The organism is Streptomyces sp. NPDC048196 (genome assembly GCF_040652715.1).
Classification (GTDB): domain Bacteria; phylum Actinomycetota; class Actinomycetes; order Streptomycetales; family Streptomycetaceae; genus Streptomyces; species Streptomyces siderophoricus.
In genome coordinates this window covers 417,212-431,319 of record NZ_JBEZMM010000001.1, presented here as the reverse complement: position 1 = coordinate 431,319, position 14,108 = coordinate 417,212, and the positions used below count along the sequence as shown (strand labels likewise).

Annotated in this window: 17 protein-coding genes and 1 pseudogene; 8 read left to right on the top strand and 10 right to left on the bottom strand. The window is 68.6% G+C overall.

Features of this window, described 5'->3' with window-relative positions; translation table 11 throughout:
- Positions 1-113 precede the first annotated feature (113 nt).
- A complete protein-coding gene (locus AB0E02_RS02040; RefSeq protein ID WP_362134933.1) occupies positions 114-1,034 on the top strand; it encodes an ATP-binding cassette domain-containing protein in 921 nt (306 codons plus the stop codon).
- A complete protein-coding gene (locus tag AB0E02_RS02035; protein ID WP_362134931.1) occupies positions 1,031-1,855 on the top strand; it encodes an ABC transporter permease in 825 nt (274 codons plus the stop codon). Before AB0E02_RS02040 ends, AB0E02_RS02035 begins: the two co-directional genes overlap by 4 nt.
- A gap of 69 nt (positions 1,856-1,924) precedes the next feature.
- Here AB0E02_RS02035 and AB0E02_RS02030 read toward each other — a convergent pair whose 3' ends face one another.
- From AB0E02_RS02030 to AB0E02_RS02015, 4 genes and pseudogenes are all read right to left on the bottom strand, one after another.
- Positions 1,925-2,983 (bottom strand): EamA family transporter, encoded by a 1,059-nt coding sequence (locus AB0E02_RS02030; RefSeq protein ID WP_362134929.1) that lies wholly within the window; start codon positions 2,981-2,983, stop codon positions 1,925-1,927.
- Entirely contained in the window at positions 2,980-3,588 is a 609-nt protein-coding gene (locus tag AB0E02_RS02025) for a TetR/AcrR family transcriptional regulator (protein WP_362134927.1), read from the bottom strand. The genes AB0E02_RS02030 and AB0E02_RS02025 overlap by 4 nt, the downstream gene beginning before the upstream one ends.
- 188 nt (positions 3,589-3,776) lie before the next feature.
- Complete coding sequence (locus AB0E02_RS02020) at positions 3,777-4,922, bottom strand: DUF4185 domain-containing protein (protein ID WP_362134925.1); 1,146 nt, start codon at positions 4,920-4,922, stop codon at positions 3,777-3,779.
- 161 nt (positions 4,923-5,083) lie between these two features.
- Positions 5,084-5,209 (bottom strand): annotated as a pseudogene (locus AB0E02_RS02015) (DNA-binding response regulator); the annotation flags it as partial.
- Between the two features lie 223 nt (positions 5,210-5,432).
- On the opposite strand from AB0E02_RS02015, the gene AB0E02_RS02010 reads away from it, so the two are divergent.
- Positions 5,433-5,957: a hypothetical protein gene (locus AB0E02_RS02010; RefSeq protein ID WP_362134923.1), complete on the top strand. Its 525-nt coding sequence runs from the start codon at positions 5,433-5,435 to the stop codon at positions 5,955-5,957.
- 179 nt (positions 5,958-6,136) lie between these two features.
- On the opposite strand, the gene AB0E02_RS02005 is transcribed toward AB0E02_RS02010, so the two are convergent.
- Positions 6,137-6,544, bottom strand: a complete 408-nt coding sequence (locus AB0E02_RS02005) for a helix-turn-helix domain-containing protein (protein WP_362134921.1) — start codon at positions 6,542-6,544, stop codon at positions 6,137-6,139.
- A gap of 147 nt (positions 6,545-6,691) precedes the next feature.
- Between AB0E02_RS02005 and AB0E02_RS02000 the strand changes: the two genes are divergently transcribed.
- Positions 6,692-7,270: an SRPBCC domain-containing protein gene (locus tag AB0E02_RS02000; protein ID WP_362134919.1), complete on the top strand. Its 579-nt coding sequence runs from the start codon at positions 6,692-6,694 to the stop codon at positions 7,268-7,270.
- A gap of 142 nt (positions 7,271-7,412) precedes the next feature.
- Here the strand turns inward: AB0E02_RS02000 and AB0E02_RS01995 are convergent, their stop codons facing one another.
- Positions 7,413-7,970 (bottom strand): CGNR zinc finger domain-containing protein, encoded by a 558-nt coding sequence (locus AB0E02_RS01995; protein ID WP_362134916.1) that lies wholly within the window; start codon positions 7,968-7,970, stop codon positions 7,413-7,415.
- 85 nt (positions 7,971-8,055) lie between these two features.
- Here AB0E02_RS01995 and AB0E02_RS01990 point away from each other — a divergent pair, with 85 nt between their 5' ends.
- Entirely contained in the window at positions 8,056-8,751 is a 696-nt protein-coding gene (locus AB0E02_RS01990; protein ID WP_362134914.1) for a haloacid dehalogenase type II, read from the top strand.
- A gap of 209 nt (positions 8,752-8,960) precedes the next feature.
- Here the strand turns inward: AB0E02_RS01990 and AB0E02_RS01985 are convergent, their stop codons facing one another.
- Together AB0E02_RS01985 and AB0E02_RS01980 are read right to left on the bottom strand one after the other, a co-directional pair.
- Positions 8,961-9,875 (bottom strand): GNAT family N-acetyltransferase, encoded by a 915-nt coding sequence (locus AB0E02_RS01985; protein ID WP_362134912.1) that lies wholly within the window; start codon positions 9,873-9,875, stop codon positions 8,961-8,963.
- A 449-nt stretch (positions 9,876-10,324) separates the two neighbouring features.
- Positions 10,325-10,534, bottom strand: coding sequence for a hypothetical protein (locus AB0E02_RS01980; RefSeq protein ID WP_362134910.1), 210 nt, complete (start codon positions 10,532-10,534; stop codon positions 10,325-10,327).
- Positions 10,535-10,568: 34 nt separating this feature from the next.
- Here AB0E02_RS01980 and AB0E02_RS01975 point away from each other — a divergent pair, with 34 nt between their 5' ends.
- Together AB0E02_RS01975 and AB0E02_RS01970 are read left to right on the top strand one after the other, a co-directional pair.
- Positions 10,569-11,039, top strand: coding sequence for a hypothetical protein (locus tag AB0E02_RS01975; protein ID WP_362134908.1), 471 nt, complete (start codon positions 10,569-10,571; stop codon positions 11,037-11,039).
- A gap of 335 nt (positions 11,040-11,374) precedes the next feature.
- Positions 11,375-11,569 carry a hypothetical protein gene (locus tag AB0E02_RS01970; protein ID WP_362134906.1) on the top strand — a complete coding sequence of 65 codons (195 nt, stop codon included), beginning with the start codon at positions 11,375-11,377 and terminating at the stop codon, positions 11,567-11,569.
- A gap of 197 nt (positions 11,570-11,766) precedes the next feature.
- On the opposite strand, the gene AB0E02_RS01965 is transcribed toward AB0E02_RS01970, so the two are convergent.
- Both AB0E02_RS01965 and AB0E02_RS01960 read right to left on the bottom strand, forming a co-directional pair.
- Complete coding sequence (locus AB0E02_RS01965) at positions 11,767-12,174, bottom strand: SgcJ/EcaC family oxidoreductase (RefSeq protein WP_362134904.1); 408 nt, start codon at positions 12,172-12,174, stop codon at positions 11,767-11,769.
- A gap of 395 nt (positions 12,175-12,569) precedes the next feature.
- Complete coding sequence (locus AB0E02_RS01960) at positions 12,570-13,241, bottom strand: TetR/AcrR family transcriptional regulator C-terminal domain-containing protein (RefSeq protein ID WP_362134902.1); 672 nt, start codon at positions 13,239-13,241, stop codon at positions 12,570-12,572.
- 106 nt (positions 13,242-13,347) lie between these two features.
- Between AB0E02_RS01960 and AB0E02_RS01955 the strand changes: the two genes are divergently transcribed.
- Positions 13,348-13,767 (top strand): ester cyclase, encoded by a 420-nt coding sequence (locus AB0E02_RS01955; protein ID WP_362134900.1) that lies wholly within the window; start codon positions 13,348-13,350, stop codon positions 13,765-13,767.
- The last annotated feature ends 341 nt before the right edge of the window (positions 13,768-14,108 follow it).

Sequence of the window (14,108 nt, the reverse complement as noted above, 5' to 3'; positions counted from 1 at the left end):
CACCACCCGCGCGGCATCAACCCGGGGACGTACGCCCACGGGCCGATCCGGCCGCACGATTGCCGCCCACGGCCCCATGCCCCTCGGGCGGTCCGCTCGGCAGTGTGGGTGCCGTGATCGAAGTCAGCGAACTCACCAAGCACTACGGCAACAAGACGGCCGTCGACCACCTGTCCTTCACCGTCCGACCCGGCCAGGTCACCGGATTCCTCGGCCCCAACGGAGCCGGCAAGACCACCACCCTGCGGATGATCCTCGGGCTGGACGCGCCCACCACCGGCACCGCCACCGTCAGCGGCGTTCCCTTCCGCCACCACCCGCGCGGGCTGCGGCACGTCGGCGCCCTCCTGGACGCCGGCCAGGTCCACGGCGGCCGCAGCGCCGCGGCCCATCTGGCCGCCCTGGCCCGCAGCAACGGCATCCCGCGGCGCCGGGTGGACGAGGTGCTTCAGGAGGTGGGGCTGGCCGAGGCGGCGAACCGCCGCATCGGCGGATTCTCCCTCGGCATGAAGCAGCGGCTGGGCATCGCCACCGCCCTGCTCGGCGACCCGCCGGTGCTCATGTTCGACGAGCCGATCAACGGCATGGACCCGGAGGGCGTGCTGTGGGTACGCCGACTCTTCCGACGCCTGGCCGCCGAGGGGCGCACGGTCTTCCTCTCCAGCCACCTGATGTCGGAGATGGAGAACACCGCCGACCATCTGGTCGTCATCGGCCGGGGTTCCCTCATCGCCGCCGAGTCCGTACGGGACTTCGCGGCCCGCGGCACCCGTCGCTGCGTCGTGGTCGCGACACCGCAGGCCGCCGAACTGGCAGCCGTGCTGACCGCGGCGGGCGCCTCGGTCGAGCCGGAGGGCTCGGCCGGCGCCGAGAGGCTCGCCGTGACCGGACTCCCGGCGGACCGCATCGGAGCACTCGCCTTCGAGAACGCCATCCAGTTGAACGAGCTGACCACCCGCACCGCCTCGCTGGAGGCGGCCTTCATGGAACTCACCGCCGACAGCACCGAATACCTGGCAGGACAGCCCCGATGACCACACTCACTTCCGTCCCCCGCCCCACCCCCGTCGCCGCACCGCCCGTCCGCTTCCGCGATCTGCTCGCCTCCGAGTGGCTGAAGATGCGGTCCCTGCGCTCCACTCCGTGGACGATCGCCCTCACCGTCCTGTTCATCCTCGGGTCCACCGCCGTGGCCACGCTGGCGGACAAGGCCGCCGGTTCCGGCCCCGCTGATTTCCGGCCCTTCGACGCCTATCCGCCGGCCGGCTACTGGACGTTGATGCTCGTCGCCAGCAGCATGGGCGCCCTCACCGTGGTGAGCGAGTACAGCAGCGGGCTGATCCGCACCACCACCGTGGCCGTCCCCGCCCGCGGCGCGGTCGTCCTGGCCAAGGCGGCCGTCACCGCCGCGCTGTGGACCGCGATCGGCACGGCCGTCTCCACCGGTTGCTTCCTGGTCTCCCAGGCCATGTTGAACGGGCGGCACGCCGGGGTGCCGATCACCCACCCCGGGGTGTTCCGGCCGCTGGTGGCCACCGCGTTGCTGGCCCCGGTCTGTGCACTCGTGGGCCTGGGCCTCGGCGTGCTGCTCCGGCACGCCGCCGCGACCATGATCACCAGCGTCTTCGCCCTGCTGATGCTGCCCACCATGTTCTCGAACAGCAATCGTTGGTCGGCGGACATCAAACACGCGATGGTGTCGGCCGCCTGGACCCGCCTGATCGAGAGCTGGGAGCCCGATCCCCACTCCCTCGGCTACTCCGCCACGGTCCCCGGCTCCTGGGTCGTGTACGTGCTCTGGCCGCTGATCACGGTCGCACTCGCCGTGTTCGTCGTGCGGCGCCGCGACGTGTGAACGCCCCTCCAGGGCGCGCACCTCGCGCCCTGGAACTACGCTCGGGGAGCGCCGCGTTCGGCCACGGACTCAGTGCGTGGAACCCGGTCCGCGCCCGATGGGCACGGAGGGTGCGGTGACGTGGACCGAAGCACCGCCGGGCCGCGAGGTGGCAGGGCCCCCGGCGCCGGTGGTGGTCCTCGTGGTGATCGCTCGCGGCCGCCGGGCCGTCCGTTGCGACGTGGTGAGCACGGCCAGGCAGCCGACGACCGCGGCGATGCCGATCCATCCCAGCAGGGGCAGACGTTCACCGACGATCAGCACGGCCAGGACGGCCGCGACGGCGGGTTCCAGCAGTGAGAGCGTGGTCGCGGTGCTCGCGGGGACATGCGCCAGGCCCCAGCCGAACAGGACGTAGCCGATGAGCATGGGGACCAGGGCCATGTAGGCGCCGACGGCCGCGTTCGACCAAGAGCTGAGCAGCGGGGCGCCGGTGGCCAGCAGTACGGGCAGGAGCAGCACCCCGCCGATTCCGAAGACGGTACCCATGGCCGCGCCGGAGGAGACACCGCGGCCGATCAGCCGGTGTGCCGCCCAGGAATACAGCGCGTAGGTGAGCCCGGCCACCACTCCCAACCCCACACCGAGCACGGTCATCCGCACGGACCCGGCCGCGGACAGGGAGTGCGGCTTGGCCGCTTCTGCCACACACAGCAGTACCGTCCCCGACATCCCCAGGGCGGCGCCGAGCATCCAGCGGCGCGTCAGCCGGCGCCCGTCCACGACGCGCTCGATCAGGGCCGAAGCCAGCGGGGCCGAGCCGATCGACACGACCGTCCCGGCAGCGACCCCGGCAAGGTGCATGGAGCTGTAGAACGCCAAGGGGTAGAGCGCCACGGCCAGCGCCCCGAGCAGCACCACCCCGCGCTGCGCACGCAGACGGGGCACTTCCCGGGCGATTCGAGGGGCGGCGATCAGGGCCTGCAGCAGTCCGCCCAGGCCCATGGCCACGGCCCCGATCGCGAGCGGGCCGACGGTGGGGGCGAAGGTCGCCGCGGTGCCCGTGGTGCCCCACAGCGCCGACGCGACGAGCACACACAGCGACCCCGCGGCCACCGAGCCGGCCGGGTGTCCGGTGGGCCGCTTCACAGCCGGTCCAGCAGGTCCGCCGCCATCGTCCGCGCATGCTCCAGACGCGTACCCCCGCCCTCCAGCCCGGCGCGCGCCATCGCGCCTTCCAGCAGGAACGCCAGATGCTCCGCCACCGCCCGAGCCTCCGCCGACCGCCCGGGCAGCAATTCCTCCAGATGCCCGGCGAGCAGGGACTCGACCTCCTCCTTGTGCCGGCGCACCACGGCCCGCCCCTCGTCCCCGACGGGCAGTTCGGCGGCGGCATTGAGCAGACCGCACCCCCGAAAGCCGTGCTCATAGGCGAAGGCCGCGTGATCGGCGTACGCGTCGAAGACCGCGAGCACGCCCCCGCGCGCGTCCGGGGCCTCGTCCAGGCGCCGCCGGTACAGGCCCATCCATTCCTCGTGCCGCGCATCGAGATAGGCCCTCACCAGGTCGGCCTTGGAGGAGAAGTTGTTGTAGAGGCTCATCTTCGCCACGCCCGCCTCGGCGGTGATCGTGTCGATCCCTGTCGCTGAGACGCCGTCCGCGTAGAAGCGGCGCGATGCGGCGCTGAGCAGGCGCTCGCGCGCGGCCCCTCGCCGCCTCCTGGGCTGGGCCGCCTCGGTGCCGGATGTACTCATCGCAATCCCTCTCAACTACTAGGTAGGTCAGTCTACCTAGTAGTGTCAAGAGGCGCCGCGCCTGCGGGCAAGGCAGTCATGCGCATGCTCGGGGCGGGCGGGCCCGTCCCTGACCTGGGCAATTGCGGGGGAGGTGACCGGGCGCCGCCGCCTCCTCGCGACGGCACCCGACGGTGCGATGCGCCGCCTCAAGACAGCATGTTGATCTTGTACTGCATGAACCGGTAGTTCCAGGGGTCGTACCACTGGCTGACGACGATGTGGAAGTTGCCGAAGGTCGAGCCGGGGATCACAAATCCGCCGTACGGGCTGGCGACGAAGTTGGCCGCCTCCTGCCCCGGGTTGCCGGGCAGGATCATCGTCTGCTCCAGCGTCCTGGTCAGGTCCGATGTCGGGAGCGGGAAGACCATCGCCCGGATCGACAGCGGATTCATGTTCAGCCACGTCAGGACGTACTTGCCGTCCATGGCCCGGAAGCAGATCTCGCCCCATTTGCGGGTGCCGAAGACGGTCGTCGGCGGCGCGCCCCACCGCCAGTCGCCGTCCGCGTAGCCCCACGGCTCATAGGCGTCCGGATTGCCGAGGCTGTCCTTCCGCACCCGGTGCAGCAGCATCCCGGAGGCGCCTTCGCGATTGAAGACCGTGGACAGGACGTAGCAGTAGTCACCCTCGGCCACGGCGTAGGTCTTCTGCTGGAACTGGCCGCCGTGCAGGTCACCCGGCCACTGACACAGGTACTCCCAGGTCTCGCCGTTGTCGGTGGAGCGCCAGAGGTCCGTGTGGTGGGTGTCGTAGATGACGCCCCGCATGAGATGCATGTACATGACGCCGTCGACGACGAACACATCGGACGGGATCGCCGTCGTGGCCTTGTCGCCGACCGGGTTGTGCGGCTCGTCGACCAGGCTGATCGCATGATCCCCGCCGACACTGCCGTCGATGCGCAGGTCGTTCAGATCCGCGCTGCTGGAGCGCAGGCCGACCGGGGCGCGCCAGTCGTCGGCGCCCTCGCCCGGCTGCGGCACATGGTCGCCGTTGAAGGTGTCGCCGCCGACGAACAGCATGGTGCCGTCCGGACACCGCACGGGGATGCCGAGGTCGGTCCACGGCGACGCGAACGGGCCGGTCTCGGCCGGGCCACTCAGATTTTTCACCTTGGTCGCCAAGGTCGGGCTGGACGGATCGTCCGGCCCGCCGGCCACCGCCACCCCGGTACCCGAACCGACGACCCCTGCCCCCACGGCGACACCGATCCCGATCTTGAGGAGCTTACGGCGGGAGTATCCACCGGTCGTCGCGTCCTTCTCGTCCTTCTCGCCCGATAAACGCGTCATTTTGCCGATGCCCTTTCAGAGTTGACACTTGCGCCAGATTTTTTCCCTCGGTAGTGCTGCCCTTGGCGCGGGTCATGGAACACATGGAATACATGGAACGCACGAACGCAGGGAACAGGATCCCGTCCTTCGCGAGCGGGGTGACCCCATCCGGCCTTACTGCGTTCGCGCGGGGTGAGACGCGCCAGTGGGTCGGCGTGCGTGGTGCGGACGACCAGGTGCCGCACCACCTCGGGGTCGATGGCGGCGCCGCGCGCATGGACCCGCTCCAAGGCATCCAGGAGCTCTGCGGGAAGCCGCACGGCGGGAACTAACTGGCCCTGTCTGGTGGCAAGTTCTCCCGGATGGACGAGGATGAGACCGGCTCCCCCACGCGGGGGAAAGGCTCGGTGCCTCGGTCACCGCAGAGGATGAGTGATCGTCAGTCCTGGGCTCGACGCCCTCGAAAGCGGGCCCGTGGAAACGTGACTCTCGTTCAGAAGTCTTCCCTCTCAACAGGAGACCCGGGCCATGTCCGAAAGCACCGTCCGCAGTCCAAGAATCAAAATTGGTGAAGTTCCGCCGCCGCCCCGGTGGGCCGTCCGAGCCGGCTATGCCTCGGCGCTCTCCGCGACCGTCGGGTTCATCCCGCTGCACGCGGTCTGGGCGCTGGGAATTCCCTTGTGGGCGGACGAGAACAAGTTCCGGGAGTGGTACGCGGGCGGTGGCGGTCCGTACCTCTTCGTACTCAGCGGCCTGGCCCTGCTGGCGGGCATCCTGGCGTTGAGCCTGGTCCGGCCGTGGGGTGTGGTGTTCCCGAGCTGGACTCCGTTCCTCGCCGGGCGCCGAGTTCCGCGCCGGACGCTGGCCGCCACGGCCTTCACCGTCTCGGCCTTCCTCCTCCTCTACACGGTCTGGGCCGCCGCACAGACGATCCAAGACTTCAACGAGGAGGGCATCTTCAGCCCCTGGATCGTCGTCTACGGCATCCCCCAATTCCTGGTGTGGGGCATCGGCCTGTACCTCGCCGCCGACTCCTACCGCCGCCGCACATGACATAGGCACCACATTCTCTCTGGCGGGTCATGCGTGGAGCCGCAGTCCAATGGCCGCGACGGTCACGGTGCCGTGAAAAACCTACGCTCTGTTGTCGAAACGCATGGCCCGGCCCGAGAGACCTTCAACGGACAGATCAGCCGCTCCAAACGGGACACGAGGCGGGATTACCCGCTGCCTCACCGCGTCGCAGAGCCGGATCCGTCGAACTCCTCGCGGTTACGGACGATTTCGGTCTGGTGCTCCTGCACCCAGCGCACCACATGCGTGACGGTGTCGCTGAGCGATCGACCCAGCGGGGTGAGCGCGTATTCGACCCGCGGCGGCACTTCGGCGTAGGCAGTCCGCGTGATCAGTCCGTCGCGGGTCAGCGAGCGGAGCGTCTGGCTCAGCATCCGCTGGGAGACCCCGGCGATCCGCTCGTGCAGGGTCGTGAAGCGCAGCGGTCCGTCCGCGAGCGTGGTGATGACCAGGACGGTCCACTTGTCTCCGACGCGGGCGAGCACGTCGCGCACGAGCTCGATGGTCGCCGCGCACTCCGGCGTGACCCCGGCGGTCGTCAGCCGGGCACGCAGTCCGGCATCCATGTGTCTCTTCCCTTCCCTCCGAGTGCGTAGCTGACATGAAAGTGCGTAAGAGCGAGGCCTTGATCGCATCGTCCACACCCCGTTACATACGGATAGTAACTAATGGGCGCTCGCCCGACTCGTCACGATGCCAGGTGAGAAAACGCGATGCCAGGTGAGGAAAAGATGGCCACCAACGCCGCCGGAACCGGTGCCTCCGACGCAGCCGACGCAGCCGCCGGCGGGCAGGTCAGCAGCGCGGTCCCAGGGGTGCGGCACGACACCTTCACGGTCGGATCCCATCTGCCCGCGCCTCCGAGCGCGGTGTTCGAGGCCTTCGCCGACACTCCGGTCCGGCGCCGGTGGTTCAAGCTGCCCGGACGCCAGGTGTCGTACCGCCACGACTTCACCGTGAACGGCGGCGAGTCAGCGACCAGTGTCTTCTCCGCGGTTCCAGACGCACCGCCGGAACGGCTCGCTTTCCAATCCCGTTACCTCGACATCGCATCGGGGTCGAGGATCGTCTACGCGTACACGTCCCGCGTGGACGACGTGCCGCGCTGGACCTCGCTGGTGACCGTCGAACTGCACCCGGAGGCCGACGGCACCCACCTGCGGTGGACCGAACAAGCAGCCTTCCTCACCCCTTCCGCGGAGCCCGACCACGACTTCCCCCACCTGCGCGGCGCCACCCGCCTGCGATTGAACGGACTCGCGGTGGCTTTGACGGCCGCACGGCAAGTTTGACGACGGCGGTACGGATTTGACGGCGGAAGGAGAGGTTCGACGGCTGCGGGGCGGCGATTGGTGACGGCCACGGGGCGGGCTCTGCGACCACGGGGCGGGCGGCCGGCACCCGTCCACACCCGAGGAGTTGACCCGTAGGACGTCAGGAGGCCCCCTCGCCCATCGTCGAGGCGCGTCTGCGAGCTCGGTAGGCCGCGGCCTTGACGCGGTTGCCGCACTCGTCCATCCCGCACCAGGTGCGCCGGGCGCCACGCGAGCGGTCGAGGTAGAGGCGAGTGCAGCCAGGACGGCCGCACTCCTTGAGACAGGCATGAGGATCGGCGAGCACGGCAATACCGCTTCTGGCCAGGTGAGAAAGCACCGCGACGAGGTCTCCCGACACCTGCAGCCCGGCGTCACTGAGCTTGATCGTGGGCACGGGTCCGGCGGCCGCGGCGTTGACGATGTCGAGGCTGCCCGGATCGAAGGGCCGATCGAGCACGCGATCCAGCGCGAGTTGGTAGATCGCCTCTCGTAGTGACAGCGCGGACTCGAAGGTTGCGGCGTCGGCGCTGACGCGGTCGGGGAGTTCGTCGCATGCGGCCACCCACCGCGCGAGATCTGCGGGCGCGGCCAGGAGGTCGCTGGGCCCGTCGCGACGGGACCTCACGGTGCCGGCCAGATCGAGGGCCGGGTTGCCGCTCACGAATGCGAAATCCACGTCACCATCTTGACCGGTGACGGGACCCTTCGGCAAGATCCGTCACCTACTGAAACGGTGACGCGCAAGGCGAAGAGGAGAACGCATGGCCGAGCTCTGCAACATCAACGCCGTGGTCTTCGATGTCCTGGGAACCCTGGTCGACGAACCCCGCGGCCTGCGAGCCGCCATCCGCGAGGCGGTGCCCGCGTCCGACGACGTGACCATCGACGAGCTGCTCACCGTGTGGCAGAAGCATGTGGAGCACGAACAGCAACGCATCGAGCAAGGGCAACGCGCGTACGCCAACAGCGAGATCATCGATGGCGAGGCCGCACAACGGGTGGCCCACCATGTCGGCCTCACCGATCCGGCGACCATCGCCCGACTGGCCACAGCAGGTCAGCGCCTGCCCCCGTGGGGTGACTCGGTCGCCGGTCTCGAACGGCTCGCCCAGCGGTTCCCCGTGCTGGGGCTCTCCAACGCCAGCCGCACCGCCCTCCTGCGCCTCAACACACACGCCGGGCTGCGCTGGCACCAAGCCCTGTCCGCCGAAACCGTCCTGGCCTACAAGCCCGCGCCGGAGATCTACCAACTCGCCATCGACACCGCCGGATGCCCACCACACCGCGTACTCATGGTGGCCGCCCACGCCTGGGACCTCCGCGGAGCCCAGGCAAGGGGCATGCGGGCCGCTTACGTCCACCGACCGGCCGGGGACCCGCCGACGAGTTCCGACGTCTTCGACCGGCACTTCAACGGACTGGACGAACTGGTCACCGCACTCACGAAAGAAGGGTAGCCAGGCCCCACCAACACTCCGCCCGCCCCCTCATCCGCACTCCCCCACATTCGCACTCCGCCGCATCCGCCTCCCGCGGATCCGCACTCCATCGCCTCAGCACTCCCCCGCATCCGCCCTCATAGCATCCGCACTCCACTGCCTCCGCACTCCCCCGCATCCGCACTCCACCGCGCCGGTGTGACGTAAAGGTCGCGTCGCTCACGCCCCTAACAACGGAGTTCCTTGCGGAAGACCGTGGAGCTGTGCCGGACCGTCATGCCCACGCGTAGATAGAGGTCGAGCGCGCCGGTGTCCGAATGCGTCCACAGCGTGCAGGAACGGCGGCCCGTCCGGTGAAAGGCGCGGAACGTGTGGCGCAGCAGCAGCCGGGCGATCCCCCGCCCTCGATGGTCACGGCGTACGGCGACCTGCTCCAAGTAGCCCTCGTCCGTGCCCGGCACCTCCAACGCCAGGGCGGCACCGACCAGTTGATCGTCGGCGAAGGCCAGGGCCGACAGCGTCGGGGCGAAGGCACACCGCTCAACGGTATGCGCGGCCCACTCCTCGTATGCCTGCCGCCGCTCCTGCCACTCGTCGAACGCATCCTGAACGAGCACGTGCGCGGCGGGCCCGTCACCGGCACGGAAGGGCCGCACCGTGACACCCGTCGGCGGCTCGGCCACGGCAGGTTCGTCCGGCATGGCGAACTCCAGCAGCCACGACGTCACCAGCGACTCGTATCCGCGCGAGCGCAGCAGCGCGACCGCACCCAAGTCCGCGTCCGGCACCGTCTGCACGATGCCGTCGCTGCCGGCCTGCCGCGCCCGCGCCTGCGCCCAATCGAGCAACGCGACTCCCAGACCCTGCCCTCTGTGCTGCGGATGCACATCGATCTCGGAACGCCGGTCCACCCAGGCCCGAGCCACCAGACGCCCGGCCCGGTCATGAACGAGCACGGTGTCCGACTCCGGCAGCAGTCCCGGCCGTGCGAGATCGGCGGCGATGCCCCCGGCATCGGTCCGCACCCGCCCGTACACCTCCCTCTCGCAGGCCATGACCAAGGTGTGGATCGCCGCGACGTCATGGACGCTCGCGGACCGCGAACGGTAGCCGGACGGCAGCGAAGGAACAATCAAGGACATCAACGGACCTTAGCCGCACGGCGATTTGACGGTCCAGACCTCATGGCGATCAGGCATCATCCCCGCCTCGCCCAGGGACCTTCAGGCCCGTTCCAGACCTAGTCCTTTCCAGACCCCGCCCAGCCTCGTCCAGGCCTCATCCGGTCAGCGCCAAGAACGTTGGAACGCGATACCGAGGTGTTGGCGAAGCCCCTCACGCTGTTCGGCGGTGGCCAGGACCATGATGTCGTCGGAGAGTTGCCGGCCTTCCTGCACAACACAGCGAAATCCCCGGGGATCACCATCGGACTTGAGCGCTTCAATGGCTGCCTGTGCTCCCCCCGCAAAGTCGGCCTTCAAGACCACAGCCAGGTCTTGAAGGCCGACGTCAGCCAGGACCCCGAGTTACTTCACAACGCCCCGGGGTGGCTCCGGCATCCGGTGGGTCAGCACCGTGCCGAAGGTGTGGCTCAGCTGTTGATCGGCCCCAGAGGGATGTCCGAAACAGTGAGGCTGAGGGACTTCACGGAGCCACCGGTCAGAATGGGCACGCCGTTGGGGCCCGGGGCGAACGTGGCAGTCAGGCCTTCCACGGAGCCACTGACGGAGAGGCCACCCGCGACGCCGTCGAGCTCGTCGTCGGCTATCTCACGGGTCTCAATGCCGGAGGTGTTGCTCATGATGATGAGCGTCCTTCTCTCATGGTAGGTCGCAATGCATGGCGCACTGCAGCGGGAACTCTTGAATGACCCCCGCACGTGCCAGACTGCACGCTTCGGTCGAGCCTGGTGGATCAAACACCTCACCCTTCACTCGCTGTACACACCAGCTCTCGAAGCGGAAGGGCAACGTCAGGCACAACGTCAGGCAGGACCCCGCACGAACCAACCAACGGCACAGAGCCGCCTGCGCCAACCGTCGAGAAGAACGGCTGCCGGCCGGACCTGCAGCCACTCCGTCGTCGAGGTCGTCACCGACGACATGCCGTTCCTGATCGACTCGGTCACGCGTCACTCGGTCACTCGGTCACCAACGAGTTCCCTGGTCAGTGCCGCGGCAACTACGTTGCCACCGAGGGCGGCATGCCGTTCGGTCGTCCCGCGCGGACCGGCGCCACGGCCGTTCATCGTCCTCGTCGACGAGTCCTTGCGCACCGCTGTGGGGCCTTCATCATCGGGTCACTGACGCCCCTGTTCACCCTCGTGCACGTCTACGTGGGCGTGACGACCGGCACAGGCTTTGCGTTGGTGCGCAGGTCGGCGACGGGTTGGGAGTAGAGGCAAGGCACTTCGTCAGTACCACTCTCCACGGAGCACACACGACCAACAGGGCACCGTGGAAGCGCCGCCCAACTAGCCTCCACTCAGAAGGCGTTCCTCTTATCGCTCGCTACCATCGTGACAACGCAAGAGAGAGCCCAACCTCGACCGGATTCCTAGGCCCGGGCGTCGAGAGGGCTCTCCCAGCGATGCACCACGCAGCTCAGGACCGCGAAGACCCGATTCTCTGGAGGCACACCTATGGAAAACGACGGTACCACCGAACCGGTGGGCCGCCCCGACGAGGCTGGGACCCCCCACCAGCGTTCCCAGCGCGAACACTCCGACCAGCGCACACGCCCCCTGTGGCAGGAGTCGCTGCGGGGCGCCCTGTACGCCATCGGCGGCAGCGCCATCACTCTGCTCACCGCCTGGTTCCAGCACTGGATGTGGTGACCATGCTGCACGCCCGCGGCAACTTCGGCGCGGACGTGCAGCCCCAGTCCGGGTTCACAACCGAACGGCGTCACGCAGGCCCACGGTGGACAGCACGATGGCCGACGGGCCGCCAACCACGCGAAGCCCCTGGACAGCACGGTGGTTCTTGGTCGTATCACCACCTCCAGGGGCTTCCTCGCGAGGTGTGGCCGTCCTCAGCGAGCCGCCCCTTCGGCTGCCTCGGGAGACGCGAGCGCGGCCTGCATCGCCACTCCGTCCACGTAGGAGTGCTTCTCCTTCACCGCACCGTCCTCGACCACAACGAAGTCCATCAAGTCGACGTCAATCGCAGCACCGGACACGGACGTCCCGGTCAACCTCCACTGGACGACCCAGAAATCCTCACCGGTGCGGAGCGAGACGAACTTGAAGGCCAAGTCCGGAACGAGAGCGAACATCCCGGCCGCCGCCTCACGAATGGCCTCCCGCCCCCGCACAGGAGCCTGACCCGAGTGCAGATGGAACACCGAGTCGACCGCGTGGAGTTCAGCAATCCGGTCTGGGTCGCGGGCCTCCCAGCAGGCGTGGTATCGCTCGAACACCTCACGAGTGGCAGCGGTCATGGACGGGCTCCATTCCGGGGAGAGGCAGGCAGCAAGCACACCGCAGGCAATTTCCCGTGCAACCGTACGTCAAGGTCCTCCACCGCGCGCTCCGCGAGAGAGATTGAGCGCACCTGCACGGAAGTTGGATCGGAAAGATGTCGTGTCGTCAGCCGCACCTTCGACCACCTGCTCACCTTATGCACCCGTCGCGCTCGGTTCGCTCTGCACCTCACGATCGAAGACGACCTTGTCACCCGACACCATGCAAACAGCCTTGTGTGGCCCAGGCGTTCGACGTGAAGGGGACGAGTGAGGACGGCTACGCAACTGGGGAGCTGGAGGCACGGCCGGTCTCGCGCGCGACGCCGACAGCTTCGTGCGGGCCTACGCGGCCGCCGCGGCCGGCTCAGTGCCTAGTCGAGCGCGGCGCCAAAGCCGTTGACCAGTGCATTGATGGCGAAGTCGAACCGTTCGGCGTCGTCTGTTCCTGCTCCGCTGCGGGCAGCCTCGGTGAGTAGCGGATAGCGGGCCGCGTCCAGCTCGCCCAGCCAGGCGGGGGAACCGGGCGCGTCGGCCTGGGTGGGCTGGGCGGCCTCGGCTGCGGTGTGGCCGACGACGAAGAGCGACAGGGTGTTGAGGGCGTGCACTGCCGCCCCCAGCGGAAATCCCGACGCCGTCAGGGCTGCCAAACCACGTTCCACCGCATCGAGCGTTGCCGGGGTCACCGCCGGGCGGCTCACTGCAAAGGAGAGCACACCTGGGTGGCGCAGCAGCGCTTGGCGCAGCGAGACCGCGTACGTCCGCAGCAGCGCGCGCCAGTCGGCGCTCTCCGCGCCCGTCTCCGCCTCCGCGTTCTCATCGGCGGAGGGCAGCGCCTGGGCGAACAGCCGCTCCACCAGGCCGTCCAGCAGGGCGTCCTTGTTGGGGACATAGTGATAGAGCGTCATCGCCTCGACATCCAGCTCGCCCCCCAGGCGACGCATCGTCAACGCGCCGGCTCCCTCTCGGTCCACCAGAGCCAGCGCAGCGTCCAGTACCTGCGTCCGCGAGAGACCCGCCCGCTCGCCGCGAGTTCGCTTTCCCACTGTGACTCCTCCGACCGCCCTTGTTTTTCTTACGCCGTAAGTCTACCGTGGTGCACGTAAGCTTTCTTACGTCGTAAGTTTTGGGGGGTCTTCCATGCTGTCACCGATGGCGAACAAGCAGGTCGTCGCGGACTTCTTCCGAGCGATCAACGAGCGGCGACTCGACGATCTGCCGCAACACATGGCACTGGACGTGATCGACCACAACAAGATCATTTTTGGCGAGGCGGACGAGCCCGGCGCGGCCTTCGACGGCTTCCGCCAGCAGCTCGATGCCTTCGGTGAAGGCGTGATGCGGCCCGACGCCCTGGTCGCCGAGGACGACACCGTAGTCGCCCGATTGACCGTCACCGGTACACATACCGGCTACCACCCGCGCATGCCCGAGCCCACCAACCGCCCCTTTGAGGTCGAGCAGATCTGGTGGTTCACCGTCACCGACGGCAAGATCTCGGAGATACGCGCCGTCAGCGACCGCCTCGGCATGTTCCTCCAACTCGGCTGGCCTTGGCCGACGGCCGACTGAGCACGGTTGCCGCGCGGAGCCTGAAGTGGATGCCGCGCGGAGCCTGAAGTGGATGCCGCGTTGGGCTTGGAACGGCTGGCGGGGCGGGGCGGGTCGGCCTGGTCGGGCCTGGAAGGGACCTCGATGACGAGGTCCGACAGCACCAGAGCGCCGATTCCCACGCCCATCCGGCCACCAGCAGACAACGGGTGTGTTCCTGCCGAGACGCGACGACTGCCTTCGTACCGACACACAATCGCTGCGTTCATGCCGAGACACGACGGCTGTCTACGTGCCGACACACGATGGCGCCCGGTGTACGACCGGAGCAGCAATGCCATTGCCCGATTCCGCCTCGCCGA